The 14861-nt window shown below is 70.8% G+C and carries 14 protein-coding genes; 7 read left to right on the top strand and 7 right to left on the bottom strand.

The window, feature by feature from the left end:
* The first annotated feature begins 6 nt into the window (after window positions 1-6).
* From kdpC to J2Y46_RS05880, 3 genes are all read left to right on the top strand, one after another.
* Entirely contained in the window at window positions 7-618 is a 612-nt protein-coding gene (gene kdpC / locus J2Y46_RS05890) for a potassium-transporting ATPase subunit KdpC (protein ID WP_310240948.1), read from the top strand.
* Window positions 619-755: 137 nt separating this feature from the next.
* Entirely contained in the window at window positions 756-3281 is a 2526-nt protein-coding gene (locus tag J2Y46_RS05885) for a DUF4118 domain-containing protein (protein ID WP_045302156.1), read from the top strand.
* Window positions 3278-3958 (top strand): response regulator, encoded by a 681-nt coding sequence (locus J2Y46_RS05880; protein ID WP_310240945.1) that lies wholly within the window; start codon window positions 3278-3280, stop codon window positions 3956-3958. Before J2Y46_RS05885 ends, J2Y46_RS05880 begins: the two co-directional genes overlap by 4 nt.
* A gap of 11 nt (window positions 3959-3969) precedes the next feature.
* Here the strand turns inward: J2Y46_RS05880 and J2Y46_RS05875 are convergent, their stop codons facing one another.
* From J2Y46_RS05875 to J2Y46_RS05860, 4 genes are all read right to left on the bottom strand, one after another.
* On the bottom strand, window positions 3970-4872 hold the full coding sequence (locus J2Y46_RS05875) for a TerC family protein (protein ID WP_310240943.1): 903 nt from the start codon (window positions 4870-4872) through the stop codon (window positions 3970-3972).
* A 61-nt stretch (window positions 4873-4933) separates the two neighbouring features.
* The gene (locus tag J2Y46_RS05870; RefSeq protein ID WP_045302150.1) at window positions 4934-5812 is read right to left on the bottom strand and encodes an alpha/beta fold hydrolase; all 879 of its coding nucleotides are present in this window, start codon (window positions 5810-5812) and stop codon (window positions 4934-4936) included.
* A gap of 17 nt (window positions 5813-5829) precedes the next feature.
* The gene (locus J2Y46_RS05865) at window positions 5830-6810 is read right to left on the bottom strand and encodes an SRPBCC family protein (protein ID WP_310240941.1); all 981 of its coding nucleotides are present in this window, start codon (window positions 6808-6810) and stop codon (window positions 5830-5832) included.
* Between the two features lie 2 nt (window positions 6811-6812).
* Window positions 6813-7208 (bottom strand): helix-turn-helix transcriptional regulator, encoded by a 396-nt coding sequence (locus tag J2Y46_RS05860; protein ID WP_045302145.1) that lies wholly within the window; start codon window positions 7206-7208, stop codon window positions 6813-6815.
* A 100-nt stretch (window positions 7209-7308) separates the two neighbouring features.
* Here J2Y46_RS05860 and purL point away from each other — a divergent pair, with 100 nt between their 5' ends.
* From purL to J2Y46_RS05840, 4 genes are all read left to right on the top strand, one after another.
* On the top strand, window positions 7309-9642 hold the full coding sequence (gene purL, locus J2Y46_RS05855) for a phosphoribosylformylglycinamidine synthase subunit PurL (RefSeq protein ID WP_310240938.1): 2334 nt from the start codon (window positions 7309-7311) through the stop codon (window positions 9640-9642).
* Window positions 9643-9746: 104 nt separating this feature from the next.
* Window positions 9747-9884, top strand: a complete 138-nt coding sequence (locus J2Y46_RS05850; RefSeq protein ID WP_169748726.1) for a hypothetical protein — start codon at window positions 9747-9749, stop codon at window positions 9882-9884.
* Window positions 9885-9957: 73 nt separating this feature from the next.
* Window positions 9958-10764: a hypothetical protein gene (locus J2Y46_RS05845; RefSeq protein WP_052676934.1), complete on the top strand. Its 807-nt coding sequence runs from the start codon at window positions 9958-9960 to the stop codon at window positions 10762-10764.
* Window positions 10765-10803: 39 nt separating this feature from the next.
* On the top strand, window positions 10804-11760 hold the full coding sequence (locus J2Y46_RS05840) for a hypothetical protein (protein WP_310240935.1): 957 nt from the start codon (window positions 10804-10806) through the stop codon (window positions 11758-11760).
* Window positions 11761-12012: 252 nt separating this feature from the next.
* On the opposite strand, the gene J2Y46_RS05835 is transcribed toward J2Y46_RS05840, so the two are convergent.
* The 3 genes from J2Y46_RS05835 to J2Y46_RS05825 are packed head-to-tail and all read right to left on the bottom strand — an operon-like array spanning window position 12013 to window position 14852.
* Window positions 12013-13080, bottom strand: coding sequence for a 1-acyl-sn-glycerol-3-phosphate acyltransferase (locus J2Y46_RS05835; RefSeq protein ID WP_045302141.1), 1068 nt, complete (start codon window positions 13078-13080; stop codon window positions 12013-12015).
* On the bottom strand, window positions 13080-13925 hold the full coding sequence (locus J2Y46_RS05830; protein ID WP_310240933.1) for a patatin-like phospholipase family protein: 846 nt from the start codon (window positions 13923-13925) through the stop codon (window positions 13080-13082). Before J2Y46_RS05830 ends, J2Y46_RS05835 begins: the two co-directional genes overlap by 1 nt.
* A gap of 39 nt (window positions 13926-13964) precedes the next feature.
* Complete coding sequence (locus tag J2Y46_RS05825; protein ID WP_045302137.1) at window positions 13965-14852, bottom strand: glycine betaine ABC transporter substrate-binding protein; 888 nt, start codon at window positions 14850-14852, stop codon at window positions 13965-13967.
* Between the last annotated feature and the right edge of the window lie 9 nt (window positions 14853-14861).

Raw genomic sequence — 14861 nt, 5'->3', positions numbered from 1 at the left:
AGAACCATGTCCAGCACTCGCACCACCCTCCGCACGACCGGCGTCGCCGTCCGCGCGATGCTCGTGTTCACCCTCGTCCTGGGCGTCGGCTACACCCTGCTCGTGACCGGCATCGGCCAGCTCGCCCTGCCATGGCAGGCGAACGGCTCGCTCGTGAAGAACGCCACGGGCGACACCGTGGGGTCCTCCCTCATCGGACAGTCCTTCGCGGATGCCTCGGGCGCCGCACTCGCGCAGTACTTCCAGTCGCGTCCCTCCGCTGCCGGCGACGGGTACGACGGCGGTGCATCGAGCGGTTCCAACCTCGGCCCGGAGAACCCCGAGCTGGTCTCGGTCATCCAACAGCGCAAGGCCGCGATCGCCGAGCTCGAGGGCGTGCATCCGTCGCAGGTGCCCGCCGACGCGGTGACCGCGTCGGGCTCGGGCCTGGACCCCGACATCAGCCCCGCGTACGCGCTGCTCCAGGTCCCCCGGGTCGCGGCGGCCCGCGGGCTCTCGGAGTCCGAGGTGCGCAGCGTGGTCGAGGCGCACATCCAGCAGCGCGACCTCGGGTACCTCGGCGAGCCGCGGGTGAACGTCGTCGAGCTCAACCTCGCCCTCGACGCGCTGGGTTCGTGACCGTGCCCGGGGCTGCAGCATCCGTTCCCCCCTCCCGCGTCTGGGGCGCGATGTGTCCGTCGGGGCGGAGAAGTCGCGCCCCAACGGACAGGATCCGCCCCAAACCAAGGGCAGCCAGGAAGAAATAGGGTGAGCACGTGAAGCGCGGCAAGCTGCGGGTGCTGCTCGGCGCGGCGCCCGGCGTCGGCAAGACGTACGAGATGCTCGAGGAGGGCCGCCGCCTCGCCGAGGACGGGCGCGATGTCGTGATCGCGGTCGTCGAGACGCACGGGCGCGCCGCCACCGCCGCGCTCATGGACGGACTGCCCCTCGTGCCCCGCACGCTCGTGTCGCACCGCGGCGTCGAACTCAGCGACATGGACCTCGAGGGAGTCCTCGAGCGCAGCCCCGAGATCGCCCTCGTCGATGAACTCGCGCACACCAATGCGCCGGGCCTTCGGCATCCCAAGCGGTGGCAGGACGTCGCCGACCTCCTCGACGCGGGCATCGACGTGATCACGACCGTCAACGTGCAGCACATCGAGTCGCTCGGCGGGGTCGTCGAGCAGATCACCGGCGTCGCTCAGCGCGAGACGGTTCCCGATGCCGTGGTGCGAGCCGCCGACCAGGTCGAGGTCGTCGATCTGTCGCCCCAGTCGCTGCGGGATCGTCTTTCGGCGGGACTCGTCTACCCTGCCGAGCGGATCGACGCGGCGCTGTCGAACTACTTCCGGCTCGGCAACCTCACGGCACTGCGCGAACTCGCGCTGCTGTGGCTGGCCGACGAGGTCGACAGCGCCCTCAAGTCCTACCGCGCAGAGCACGGCATCGAGGGTGCGTGGCAGGCGCGCGAACGCGTGGTCATCGCCCTCACCGGCGGCTCCGAGGGCGAGACGCTGCTGCGCCGCGGCGCGCGGATCGCGGCCCGCTCCGCAGGGGGCGAGCTGCTCGCGGTGCACGTGTCGAGTCAGGACGGCCTGCGCTCGGGCGACCCCGGCGCCCTCGCCGCGCAGCGGGCGCTCGTCGAGTCGCTCGGCGGCACCTACCACCAGGTCGTCGGCGACGACATCCCGCGCGCCCTGGTCGAGTTCGCCCGCTCGGTGAATGCGACGCAGCTCGTGATCGGCGTGAGCCGGCGTGGTCGCCTCGCGACGCTCGTCACCGGCCCCGGCATCGGAGCGACGGTGATCCGCGAGTCGGGCGACATCGACGTGCACATCGTGACGCACGATGCGGCGGGCGACCGGTTCCCCCTGCCGCGCGTGACCGGCGGTGCCCTGAGCGTCCGCCGCCGCCTGCTCGGTTTCGCGCTGGCGCTGATCGGCGGGCCGCTGCTCACGTGGCTGCTGGTGTCGCTGCGCAGTGAGGACACGATCACGAGCGACGTGCTCGCGTACCAGCTGCTCGTGGTCCTGGTCTCGCTCGTCGGCGGCATCTGGCCCGCGGTCTTCGCCGCGGTGATGTCGGGCTTCACCCTGAACTACTTCTTCGTGGCGCCCTACTACACGGTGTCGGTCGCCGATCCGCGGAACGTATGGGCGCTCATCCTCTACGTCGTGATCGCCGTGCTGGTCAGCTTCATCGTCGATCGCGCCGCGCGCGCCGCGCGATCCGCCCGGCGCGCCGAGGCCGAGGCCGAGCTCCTCGCGAACGTCGCGGGCAGCGTTCTGCGCGGGGAGTCCGCGGTGCCCGCACTGATCAGCCGCACGCGAGAATCGCTCGGGCTGGCCGGCGTGCGGCTGGTCGATGCCGACGGCTCCGTCGTCGCGACCGACGGCGAGCCCGTGCGCGACGGCCGGTACGAGGCCGTGACGGTCGCGCGCCGAAACGGGGGTCCGCCCGCGATGCTCGAGCTGCACGGCCACGTGCTCGACGCGTCCGAGCGCCGGCTCATCGACGCCGTCGCCGCCCAGCTCTCGGCGGCCCTCGAGCACACCGACCTCACCGCGACGGCACGGCAGGCCGGAGCTCTCGCCGAGACGGACCAGGTGCGCAGCGCGCTGCTGTCGGCCGTGAGCCACGACCTGCGCCGCCCGCTCGCCGCCGCGGTCGCGGCCGTCGGCGGGCTCCGCGCCGCGGGCCCTCACCTGTCGCGCGAGGACCGGGCGGAGCTCCTCGCGACGGCCGACGAGTCGCTGGCGACCCTGTCGGCGCTCGTCACCGACCTGCTCGACGTCAGCCGCGTGCAGGCGGGCGTGCTCGCGGTGTCGCTGCAGTCCATCGACACCGCCGGTGTCGTGCTGGCCGCGCTCGACGAGCTCGGCGCCGGCCCCGACCGGTTCGAGCTCGCGCTCGACCCCGACCTGCCGCACGTCGAAGCCGACCCGGTGCTGCTGCAGCGGGTGCTGGTCAACGTGCTCGCGAACGCCGCGCGCCACAGCCCGGCCGGATCGCACGTGCGCGTCGCGACGAGCCGGCTCGGGCGCACCGCCGAGATCCGGGTGGTGGACCACGGCACAGGGGTGTCGCCGGAGCGCCGCGACGACATGTTCGTGCCGTTCCAGCGGCTCGGCGACACCGACAACACCGCCGGACTCGGGCTCGGACTCGCCCTGTCGAAGGGGTTCACCGAGGGCATGGGCGGTACGCTCGCCCCCGAGGACACCCCTGGAGGAGGCCTGACGATGGTCATCGCGCTGCCGGTCGCGGACGCGATCCCCGCCGACGAGAGGTCGCTGCCGTGAAGGTCCTGATCGCCGACGACGATCCGCAGCTCGTCCGCGCGCTGCGGATCACGCTCGCCGCCCACGGCTACGAGGTCCTCGCCGCCCCCGATGGGGCCGCGGCGATCGCCCTCGCCGCCAAGGAGCATCCGGACATCGTGATGGTGGACCTCGGGATGCCGCGCCTCGACGGCGTGCAGGTGATCGAGGCGCTGCGGGGCTGGAGCACGGCCCCGATCATCGTGGTCTCGGGGCGCACCGGCTCCGCCGACAAGGTCGAGTCGCTGGACGCGGGCGCCGACGACTACGTCACCAAGCCGTTCCAGATCGACGAGCTGCTCGCGCGGCTGCGGGCGCTGTCGCGACGCATGACCGCAGCATCCGGTGTCCCCGTCGTCACCTTCGGGGACGTCGTGGTGGATCTGTCCACCAAGACGGTGACGCGCTCCGGCGAGCGCGTGCACCTCACGCCCACGGAGTGGAAGATCCTCGAGTTCCTGGCCCGCAATCCCGGGTCGCTCGTGACACGGCAGGCGCTGCTCAAGGACATCTGGGGCACCGAGCAGGTGGCCGACACCGGCTACCTGCGGCTGTACATGTCGCAGCTGCGCAAGAAGCTCGAGTCCGATCCGGGCAACCCCGCGCACCTGCTGACGGAGTCCGGCATGGGCTATCGCCTCCTCGCCGACGCCGCCTGACCGCGCCGCGGTCAGCCGAGGCCCTGGCGCTCCTCGGCCGCGCCAGGCACCGCGTCGCCCGTCACGGGCTTCGACGACAGGCCCACAGACCCCGACCCCGGGTCCTTCGACAGCGCGGCGGCGACGGCGACCGACTCGTCGACGTCGGGGTACTGGGGGCGCAGCTGCACGGGAGTGCGGCGGCGCTGCTCGCGCTTCGCCTTCGCGGCGGCGGCCCAGAGGTTGAGCGCCTCCACGAAGATCGCGAACGCCATCGGGCCGTAGATGAACGCCTTGTCGATGTGGAACCCGAAGCCCTCGGCGATGAGGAACACACCGATCAGCAGGAGGAACGACAGCGCCAGCATCTTCACCGTGGGGTGCTTGTTGACGAACGCGAAGATGAAGCGCGACGCGAAGAGCATGATGCCGAACGACAGCACCACGACGGTGATGATCACGAGGAGGTTGGTCGTCATGCCGACCGCGGTGATCACCGAGTCGAGTGAGAACACCAGGTCGAGCACCAGGATCTGTGCGATCACCGAGCCGAAGGTCACGGCCTTGCGGCCGCCGCCGCCGTGCTCCTCCTCGGAGCCCTCGAGCTTGTGGTGGATCTCGGTCACCGCCTTGTAGACGAGGAACAGTCCACCGGCGATGAGGATGATGTCCTTCCACGAGAAGCCCATCTCGCCGATGAAGAACACCTCCTCCTTGAGCGTGATGATCCAACCGGCGAACAGCACGAGCACGACGCGCATCAGCATCGCCAGCGTCAGGCCGAGATTGCGGGCCTTGGCCTGCTGCTCCTTGGGGAGCTTGGACGCGAGGATCGAGATGAAGATGACGTTGTCGACGCCGAGGACGACCTCGAGGACGAACAGCGTCAGGAACACGGCGATCAGATCGGGCGTGAAAGCGAAGGAGAGGTCCACGCCGCCATCGTATGCGGCGGCGGTGAACGGCCCGCGGCCACCCCTCGGCGCGCAGCGGTCGTCAGCCGAGCACCTCCCGGAGGCGAGCGGCGAAGCCCGCCGGGTCGCCGGGAAACCCCGGCTGGTCGGTGAAGCCGGCGTGGTGGCTCGGGAAGTCGGCGACCGGCAGATCGAGCACCGCGGCGACTCCGCGCGCGCCGCGCGCCGGCAGCGTGTCGGCGGACTCCACACCCGCCGCGATCACGAGCCGGTCGCCCAGCGCCCTCAGCCGGTCCGCGTCGACACGGTAGACGATGGTGGCCGGCATGTTCCGCAGCAGCGGGTTCGTGCGTGTGCCGTCGTCCTCCGCCGACATGCCGAACATCGCAGGGTCCGGCGCGGGCTGGTCGAGATAGCCGTCGGGCACCGGGCCGTCGAGCATGACGAACGGGATGAAGGTCGCCATGGCGGCGCCGTCTCCCCGCTCGGCGTAGGTGCGCTTCATGTGGGCGACCACCGCGAGCACCGCCTCCCGGTCAGGAAGCACGTCCGCGAGCGGCGGCTCGTGCACGACGGCGATGCGCACGTCCTCGGGGTGCGCCGTGACCAGCGCGAGAAGGTTCACCGCCCCGCCGCTGGTGCCGAACGCATCGACGGGGCCGCAGTCCAGCGCCGCGATCACGCGGTGCAGATCCGCCGCGTGCTGCTCGACCGTGATGTCGGCCGTGCCCACCGGGTTGCGCCCGGCGCCGCGCGGGTCGTAGGTCACCACGGGGCGATCCGCGAACTGCTCGGCGAGCAGCGCCAATCCGCCGGCGTCCATCGGCGCGGCGAAGAGGAACAGCGCCGGCCGGTCGGCCGTGGCCGCTGTCAGGTCCCCATGGACGTCGTACGTGATCGCGTCGTCGCCCGCCCCCACGACGTGCGTGGTGATCGTGCGCTCGGCGGTGTTCTCGTTCATCTCGTGATCCTCCGCGCTCACACTCCGGCGAGCACGCCCTCGAGGCGGCCGTAGCTGGCCTCCATGCCGTCGGTCATCCCTGTGGCGAGGACGATGTCGCGCGTCTCCTTGTCGGGGTATTCGATGAGCAGCGTGATGAGGGTGGCGCCGTCCTCCTCGTAGAGGTTGAGGTCGTTGAGCGTCGAGGGGAACTCGGTTCCGGTCATGTGCTCGGTGGTGACCGCGCGGTGCGGCGCCTCGGTGAGCAGCGTCTCGCCGTCGAAGCCGAAGGTCTCGCCTTCGGTCCCTTCGAGCGGCTCCCACTGATAGCGGTACCTCCCGCCCACGGATCCGTCGATCTCGCACACCGACATGCGCCAGCCGTCGGGGCCGAGCAGCCACTGCTGCACGAGTTCGGCCTCCTGGTGCGCGCGCCATACGAGGTCGATCGGGCCCTCGATGAGCCGCGTGATGCGCACGTGGGTGTCGTCGAGGATCTCGGTCTGCGTGCCTTTGCCCGCCGCGTAGGCACGGAGCCCGTCGAGCACGCGGTCGAGCTGGTTGATCGCCATCGTCGCGCCCTCGACGGCGCCCATCGCGACGACCTTCTCGAGCGCCTCGGCGGAGTCGAAGTACGTGGTGTTGACCAGGCGCGAGCCCGTCGCGGTCTGGTCGAAGGCGAACACCATGCGCGAGGTCGGCATCTCGGCCAGCGGCGTGCCGTCGGCATCGGCGAACGAGTCGAGAGCGGTGAACGTGCGCGGGCCGTCGATCTCGAGGAACTCCCACACCCCGTGGAACTCCTCGCCCTTCGGGCTCGTCATGTGATACCGGGCGCGGCCCCCGGCCGTCAGGTCGAACTCGGTGAAGGTGGCGGGGTAGCCCGGAGGGCCCCAGAACCGCTCGAGCTGCCGGGGATCGGTGAAGGCCTCCCACAGCCGCTCGACCGGAGCGGCGAAGTCGGCCGTGAGCGTCAGGGTGAGCGCTTCGGGGTCGGTGGTGACGTCGGTGACGGGCATCGTCATTCTCCTTCGTTCCTGCGGTGATCGTTCTTCGGTTCTTCGGTGGGGCCGGACGCACCGGCGGGTTCGGCGAGCAGCGCATCGAGCCGGTCGATGCGTGCGCGCCACAGGTCCTCGTAGCGGGCGAGCAGGGCGCGAGCGCGGGCGATCATCTCGGGGTCCGCACGGACGAGGCGCTCGCGGCCATCGGCGCGCTTGACGATGAGGCCGGCGGCCTCGAGCACGGTGACGTGCTTCTGCACCGCCGCGAACGACATGTCGTACTCGCGAGCGAGAGCCGATACGGAGTGTTCGCCCGAGAGCGTCCGACGCAGGATGTCGCGCCGGGTCGCCGCTGCCAGTGCGTGGAACACGCGGTCGATCTCGTCATCGCTGAGCTCAATTCCTACAACCATTTGGTTGTAGGTTAGCCCTGGCTGCAGCATCCGTCAACCCGTCGCGTGCCGAACTAGACTGTTCAGGTCCGGCATCCCCGAATTTCTGGAGCTGAGCCGCGTGACCACCCCCTCTTCGACCTCTGTCGCCGACACCGTCGAGAACGCAACCGCCACGCCCGAGAAGGAGCAGCCGTACGCGGCGCTCGGTCTCAAGCCCGACGAGTACGACAGGATCCGTGAGATCCTCGGCCGCCGCCCCACCTCGGGCGAGCTGGCGATGTACTCGGTCATGTGGTCCGAGCACTGCTCCTACAAGTCCTCGAAGATCTACCTCCGCAAGTTCGGCGAGAAGGTCTCCGACGAGATGAAGGAACGGCTCATGGTCGGCATGGGCCAGAACGCCGGCGTCGTCGACATCGGCGAGGGCTGGGCGGTCACCTTCAAGGTCGAGTCGCACAACCACCCCAGCTACATCGAGCCGTTCCAGGGCGCGGCGACCGGCGTCGGCGGTATCGTCCGCGACATCATCTCGATGGGCGCGCGCCCCGTGGCCGTCATGGACCAGCTGCGCTTCGGCGCCATCGACAACCCCGACACCGCGCGCGTGGTGCACGGCGTCGTCTCGGGCATCAGCTTCTACGGCAACTGCCTCGGCCTGCCGAACATCGGCGGCGAGACCGTGTTCGACGCCGTGTACCAGGGCAACCCGCTCGTCAACGCCCTCGCGGTGGGCGTGCTCCGCCACGAGGACCTCAAGCTCGCCAACGCGACCGGCGCGGGCAACAAGGTCGTGCTCTTCGGCGCCCGCACCGGCGGCGACGGCATCGGCGGTGCGTCGATCCTCGCCTCCGACACCTTCGCCGACGGCGGCCCCACCAAGCGCCCCGCGGTGCAGGTGGGCGACCCGTTCGCCGAGAAGGTGCTCATCGAGTGCTGCCTGGAGCTGTACCGCGACGAGCTCGTCGAGGCCATCCAGGACCTCGGCGCCGCGGGCATCTCGTGCGCCACGAGCGAGCTCGCCGCGAACGGCGGCTCGGGCATGCGCGTCGACCTCGAGAAGGTGCTGCTGCGCGACCCCACGCTCACGCCGGAGGAGATCCTCATGAGCGAGAGCCAGGAGCGCATGATGGCGATCGTCGCGCCCGAGAAGCTCGACGCGTTCCTCGAGGTCGTCGGCAAGTGGGACGTCGAGACGTCGGTGCTCGGCGAGGTGACCGGCGACGGCCGCCTCCAGATCTTCTGGCACGGCGAGCAGATCGTCGACGTCGACCCCTCGACCGTCGCGGTCGACGGCCCGGTCTACGAGCGCCCCGTGGCCTACCCCACGTGGATCGACGCGCTGCGCGAGGACTCGGCATCCGCCCTCCCGCGTCCGACCGACGCCGAGACGCTGCGCGAGCAGTTCACGAAGCTCGTCGCGAGCCCGAACCTCGCCGACACGTCGTGGATCACCAACCAGTACGACTACTACGTCATGGGCAACACCGCGCTGTCGTTCCCCGACGACGCCGGCATGATCCGCGTCGACGAGCACTCCGGTCTCGGCTTCGCGATCGCCACCGACTGCAACGGCCGCTATTGCCAGCTCGACCCGTACCAGGGCGCGAAGCTGGCGCTGGCCGAGGCGTACCGCAATGTCGCCGTGAGCGGTGCCGAGCCGACCGCCGTCACCGACTGCCTCAACTTCGGCTCGCCCGAGAACCCCGAGGTCATGTGGCAGTTCTCACAGGCCGTCGATGGTCTGTCGGACGGATGCCTCGAACTCGGCGTGCCCGTCACCGGCGGCAACGTCTCGTTCTACAACCAGACCGGCGATCAGCCGATCTTCCCGACGCCCGTCGTCGGCGTGCTGGGAATCATCGACGACGTCGCGCGCCGCATCCCGTCGGGCTGGCAGGACGCGGGCGAGAACATCTACCTGCTCGGCGTGACCTCGACCGAGCTGTCGGGCTCGCAGTGGGCCGGCACGATCCACGACCACCTCGGCGGACGCCCACCGGCGGTGGACCTCGCCCAGGAGAAGAAGCTCGCCGAGCTCATCCACGCCGGCTCGCAGCAGTCGCTCATCTCGTCGGCGCACGACCTCTCGTCGGGCGGCCTGGCACAGGCCCTCGCCGAGGCGACCATGCGCTTCGGCGTCGGCGCGCGCGTGTGGCTGAACGAGATCATGGAGCGCGACGGAGTGGATGCTGCCACCGCCCTGTTCTCGGAGTCCACGGGTCGCGTGATCGTCTCGGTCCCCCGCGAGGACGACGTGAAGTTCCGCGGTCTGTGCGAGGGCCGGGGCTACCCCGTGCTGCGCATCGGCGTGACCGACGCGGCCGCGGACGGCGACGAGCCCGCGCTCGAGGTGCAGGGTCTGTTCACCGTCCCGCTCACGGAGCTGCGGGGCCTCTCGACCGCGACGCTGCCCGACGCCTTCGGCCCGATCATCACCGAGCACACCGCCTGACGTCCTGAGCCACCCAGGTGTGGGGCGCATTCTCTCCGTTGGGGCGCAGAATCTCCGCCCCAACGGACAAAGAGCGCCCCAGACCCACAAGTAGGATGGGTCGCATGGCGGCGGAAGACGACGAGTACAGCGGTTTCAGCGACACCCGGCAGCGGCGCGTCAAGATCATCGCGTGGGTGACGATCGTCGCCCTGATCCTCGTCGGCGGCGGGGCCACCGTCTTCGCCCTCCTCTTCGGCTGAAGTCGCGGCGGGTGGCCGAGGTGTCAGCAGACTCCCGGCGACAACCGCGCTATATCGCGTTTATCATGGCAGGGTGGAGCCCATCCTCCTCATCGTGTCGAGCTGGTGGTGGATCGGTCCGGCGGCCGTTGGCGCCGGGGCGGCCACCTATGCCGGCATGACGACGCGCAACCGCCGGGCACGACGCCTGGAGCTCGATGCCGCCCGCGCGGAGGAGTCGCAGGCGTACCGCGACCTCGTCGCAGCGAGAGCGCGCCTGCGCACCGCGCAGGCCGACCTGCTGACCGCCAAGTCCCGCTCCTCGGTCCCGCCCGCGCATGCCGCCGATGCGCGGCGCGAGCTGCAGGCCGCGAGGCAGGACGAGAAGACCGCCTCCCTCGCACTGCGCGCGAGCCGCACACGCGTGAAGGCCGGGTACGCGCAGTACCGCGCCGCCTCCTCTCATGACCCGCTGCCGATCGATCGCCTCTACGCGGCGCACGACAGCGTCAACACGCGGTGGCTGGCGTACGAGACCGATGTCGACAAGGCGCTGACGTATCCGCAGATGACGGACCCGCGGCATCCGGCGACCGTCGTGTTCCTGCGCGCTCAGCGTGAGGCCCTCGTGAAGCGCCCGACCCTGCGCGACCGCGTGACGCCGCAGCAGTTCCTCGAGTACCGCGTCGCGGTGCGCCACCTCGAGGCGACCTTCGCCGAGGCGGAGCGGCAGTCGGGCGTTCCCGGAGCGCCGCGTCCGTCGTCGGCCGGAGCGACGGCCGCCGCCGGGCTCACCGCCGCCGCAGCGGTGCTGTCGGAGATCGCCGACCGCCTTCCGGCACTCATCGCACGGATCCCCCCACCCCGAACGAACGAGCCGCCCGCTGGCAGGGTGCCCTGAGCCGACCACGCGGCGGCGACCGGCCGTTAGCATGACAGTGTGCAAGCGTTCTGGGAGTTCGCGGGCAACTTCTGGTGGCTCGTCTTCCCGCTCATGGGTGTCCTCGGCATGGTCGGCAATGCCTGGGAGCGTGGCGCGCGCATGCGCCACAAGCGCCGCCTCGAGGTGATGCACGCGAAGGCCGAGCTCAAAGCCGCCCAAGCCGCGGCGCGCGGCAAGGCGGTGCCGGCGGCATCCCTCCCTCCGATCACCGGGGCGACCGCGACCGTGACGGCTTCGCAGGCCGGGTCGGCCTCCCGCGAGACGCAGGTGACCCAGCTCGAGCGACTGTTCGCGACGCACGACGCGGTCACGGCGCGCTGGCTCGAGTACGAGCTCGACGTCGCGAAGATCATCGCGTTCCCGGCCATGAGCGACGGGCGTCAGCCCCTGACGGCCGCATTCCTGCGCGCCAAGCGCATCGCAGACGGACTCCGCCCCGCCTCGGCGAAGGCACGCCTGTCGAAGGAGCAGCTCGCCGAGTACCGCAACGCCGTCGCCGACTTCGAGGTCGCCTTCGACGTCGCCGAGCGCGACGCGCGGCGCCTGCGCGACTCGACGTTCACCGACGACGAGCGCAAGCGCCTCGACACCGCCAAGAAGCTCCTCACCGTCGCGATCGACGAGGCCGCGACGCCGGCCGAGCGCCAGCTCGCCTACCGCCGCGTGCGCGAGGAGCTCGACGGACTCATCTCCATCTCGGACGAAGCCATCGAGGTGCTCGAGAAGAAGGTGATGCTCGAGCTCGGGCCCGTCACCTCCGCCACGACGACGGTGACGGATGCTGCGTCCCTGCCGCGCGCGGAGGCTCCGGACTCGCCCGAGCCCGAGCCCGAGCCGCTTTTCCCGCCGAAGCGCCCGAGCACGACCCCGCCTCCGGGTGCGACGTGGCCGGTGCCGTCGCGCACGAACGGCGATTCGCCCGGCCGCGTGACACACCCCAAGCCCCACCGGTGATCCGCCCGCCCACCCGGAGATCTCGAGGAGTTCGTTCCTCGCTCGATCGACAGGTGGCACCGCCGATGGAGAACGGCCCCGTACGCAACGGCCGCGGCCGATGACTCCTGGGGATAAGGACGTCACCCGCGTCCTTATCCCCAGGAGTGGTGCCACCCATCGATGAGCGCGCGAGCAAGAACGACGGAACCCGTCCGTCACGTGCCACGCGAGGATGGGGCGAGACGGCACGCCCGGGACTCCGCGACGGCGTCAGGCGGCGAGCTCGGGGTGGGCGTCGATCCACCCGTCGATGCGGGCGAACCAGTCGAAGAGCCACGCGGCGCGGGCGTCGAGGTCCTCGGGGATCTCCGACCGGGGCACGCGCCACGCGCGCATCGTGATGCCCTTGTCCATCGGCAGCTCGCGCCAGACGTCACGCAGCGTGTGCAGTCGGTCGAGTCCGGTGTGGGCGATGAACACGACGTCGGCGTCGGGTGAGGCATCCAGCGCCGCGTGCATGCCGCCCGGCTGCGGCGCCATCACGTGCGTCATCGCCTCGGCGCGTTCGGCCATGGCCTCACGGCCGGCGTCGCGCAGCCGCTTGATACGCGAGCGCCGCCTCGTCGGGCTGACCTGGCCGCCTTCGGGGAAGATCACGAACGCGTCCCGGGGGCCGAGGTCGGTCGCGAGGTCGCGAAGTGCTGCCTCCACCGAAGCGCCGCCGCCATTGCGCCCGTGACCGAACCCCGACGGCACGATGAACCGCGCGGGGATGCGGTGCAGCAGGATGTCGATCGCCGGATCCCACTGCAGCGTGTACTTGAGCACGATGCGCGGCCGGCGCGCGACCTCGTTGAGCAGCGTGTGGATCAGGATGAACGAGTCGCCCGGGCCGCCGTGCCGGCTCGCCACAACGAGCGGGGTGCCGGGGGCGAGGAGCGCGTCGAACGCGGACCGGCCGGTCGCGGGATCCGCGTCGTCCGCGCCGGTCGTCGTGATCGTCAGCCGCAGCACGCCGCCGAAGATCCAGAACAGGAGCCGCAGCGCCCAGGCGCCGAGGCGATAGTGGGCGGTGACGAAGCCCGGCCGGCGCAGCGCGTACCCGAAGCCCGAGGCGATCCAGAGGGCGAACAGGGCGACAACGAGCATCGCGTCCCACAGCAGGTACACGGTCACGAGCCACAGCACGCGCGGCAGCCGGAACCGCCCCGGCACGAGGGAGGTGAGCGCGAGCGCAGCGAGCAGCCACAGCGGTGTGAGCACCAGCATGACGAGCGCAGCCACGATCACGAGCGGAGCGAGCAGGATGCGGCGCACCCAGGTGGGCAGCATCCGCATCACGAATCCCCCCTCTCGGCACCCAGCCCTCGCTCGGCGAGGAACGCGCGGCTGGCCTCGTAGGCCGCGTCGATGCGCCGGTGGACGGTGTCCATGCGGCGGTAGGACATCAGCGAGTCATCGCCGTCGAGGCCGCCACCGCTCGGGAGCACGTGCAGGGCGACCCCCTCCGGAAGCGTCGCGACGTCGCGGGCGTAGCGGTGGCGGCGGGCGATCTCGAAAGCCACGCGCGCGGTGTCGACGGCCGACTGCGGAGCGACCAGCGGCGTCTCGATGCGGCCGACCTGCAGCACGTAGACCGTCGTCGCACCGACCTCGACCGCCTGCTCGATGGGGATCGAGTTGACGATGCCGCCGTCGATGAAGTGCTCGTCGCCGATGCGTGTGGGCGGGAGCAGTCCCGGCACCGAGGCCGACGCGAGGATCGCCTCGATGAGCGGACCCGACTCGAACACGTGCTCGGCGGCGCGCTCGATGCTCGCAGCGACCACGCGCAGCCGGACGGCGAGGTCCTCGAAGGTCGTGTCGGCGCCGAGGGACCGCTCGAGCAGGTGCCGCAGCGGCGCCGGCGAATTCAGGTGCGTCTTGGTCTTCACCAGGCGCGTGAACTGGGCGAACAGCGAGTCGCCGTAGACGGCGTTCGCCTCGGGCGAGGTCCAGGCGTCGAGCAGGCGTTCGATCACGGCCGGGGTGGGGTCGCTCGCGACCAGGGCGCCGTTGATGGCGCCGATCGACGTGCCGACCACGAGATCCGGGCGGATGCCGGACTCGAGCAGGGCCCGCAGCATCCCGATCTCGACGGCACCGCGCACCCCGCCGCCGCCGAGAACGAAGGCCACCGTCATGCCCACACCCTATTGCGGTGCGGGCATGACGGCCGCCAGTCAGCGGGTGAGGCCGTCGACCCAGTCCTGGTTGTCGGCGACCCACTTCGCCACGACGGGGCCGTAGTCGTCGCCGTCGTACTCGCCGAACATGGCGTCTTCGAGCGAGTACAGCAGCTCGTTGTCCATGCGGAACGCCTCGAGCCAGTCCGAGATCTCGGGGAACTCGTCGGCGAACGACGTCGATGCCACGGTGTGGATGCCCTCGGCGTCGCCGAGCAGCCCGTCGGGGTCTTCGAGGTCCTTCAGCGGGAACGCGTTGTACGCCCAGTGCGGCCGCCAGAGGGTGACGGCGACGTCGCGTCCGGCGTCCGTCGCCGCCTGCAGCTCGGTGAGCATCGCGGGCGTGGACGACGTCACGAACTCCATGCCCTCGAGTCCGTAGCCCGGGATCACGTCGTTCTGCGTGACGGTCACGAGCCCCGACCCCGCTTCGATGCCGACCAGCCGGTTGCCGAACACGTCGGCGTTCGCGGCGAGCTCGGTGAGCGAGTCGATGGGCGCGTCCTCATTCACGGCGATCGTGAGCTTGGCCTCGTCGTTCCAGGCTCCGAGGTCGACGAGGTCGTCGCCGTACGTCTCCATGTAGTCCGCGTGCGTGAGCGGCAGCCACGTGTCGAGCGTCAGGTCGTAGTCGCCCTTCGCGATGCCGGTGTACGCGGCCGCGGGATCGGCGTACTCGAGGTCGACGGTGTAGCCCTTCTCCTCGAGGACGGCCTTCCACAGCTCGGACGCCGCGATGCCCTCGTCCCAGCCGTTGAACACGGCGATCGTCAGGTGCCCCTTGTCGGAGCCGCCCACGCCCGTCTGCACGAGCGCGCCGTTGACGAGCAGGGCGGCGGTCCCCGCCAGGGCGAGTCCGGCGGCGATGATGCGTCGCTTGGTCATGTCGGTTCC

The sequence above is a fragment of the Microbacterium sp. BE35 genome, from assembly GCF_031457705.1.
Lineage (GTDB): Bacteria > Actinomycetota > Actinomycetes > Actinomycetales > Microbacteriaceae > Microbacterium > Microbacterium trichothecenolyticum.
This window is presented reverse-complemented; position numbering and strand designations above follow the sequence as displayed.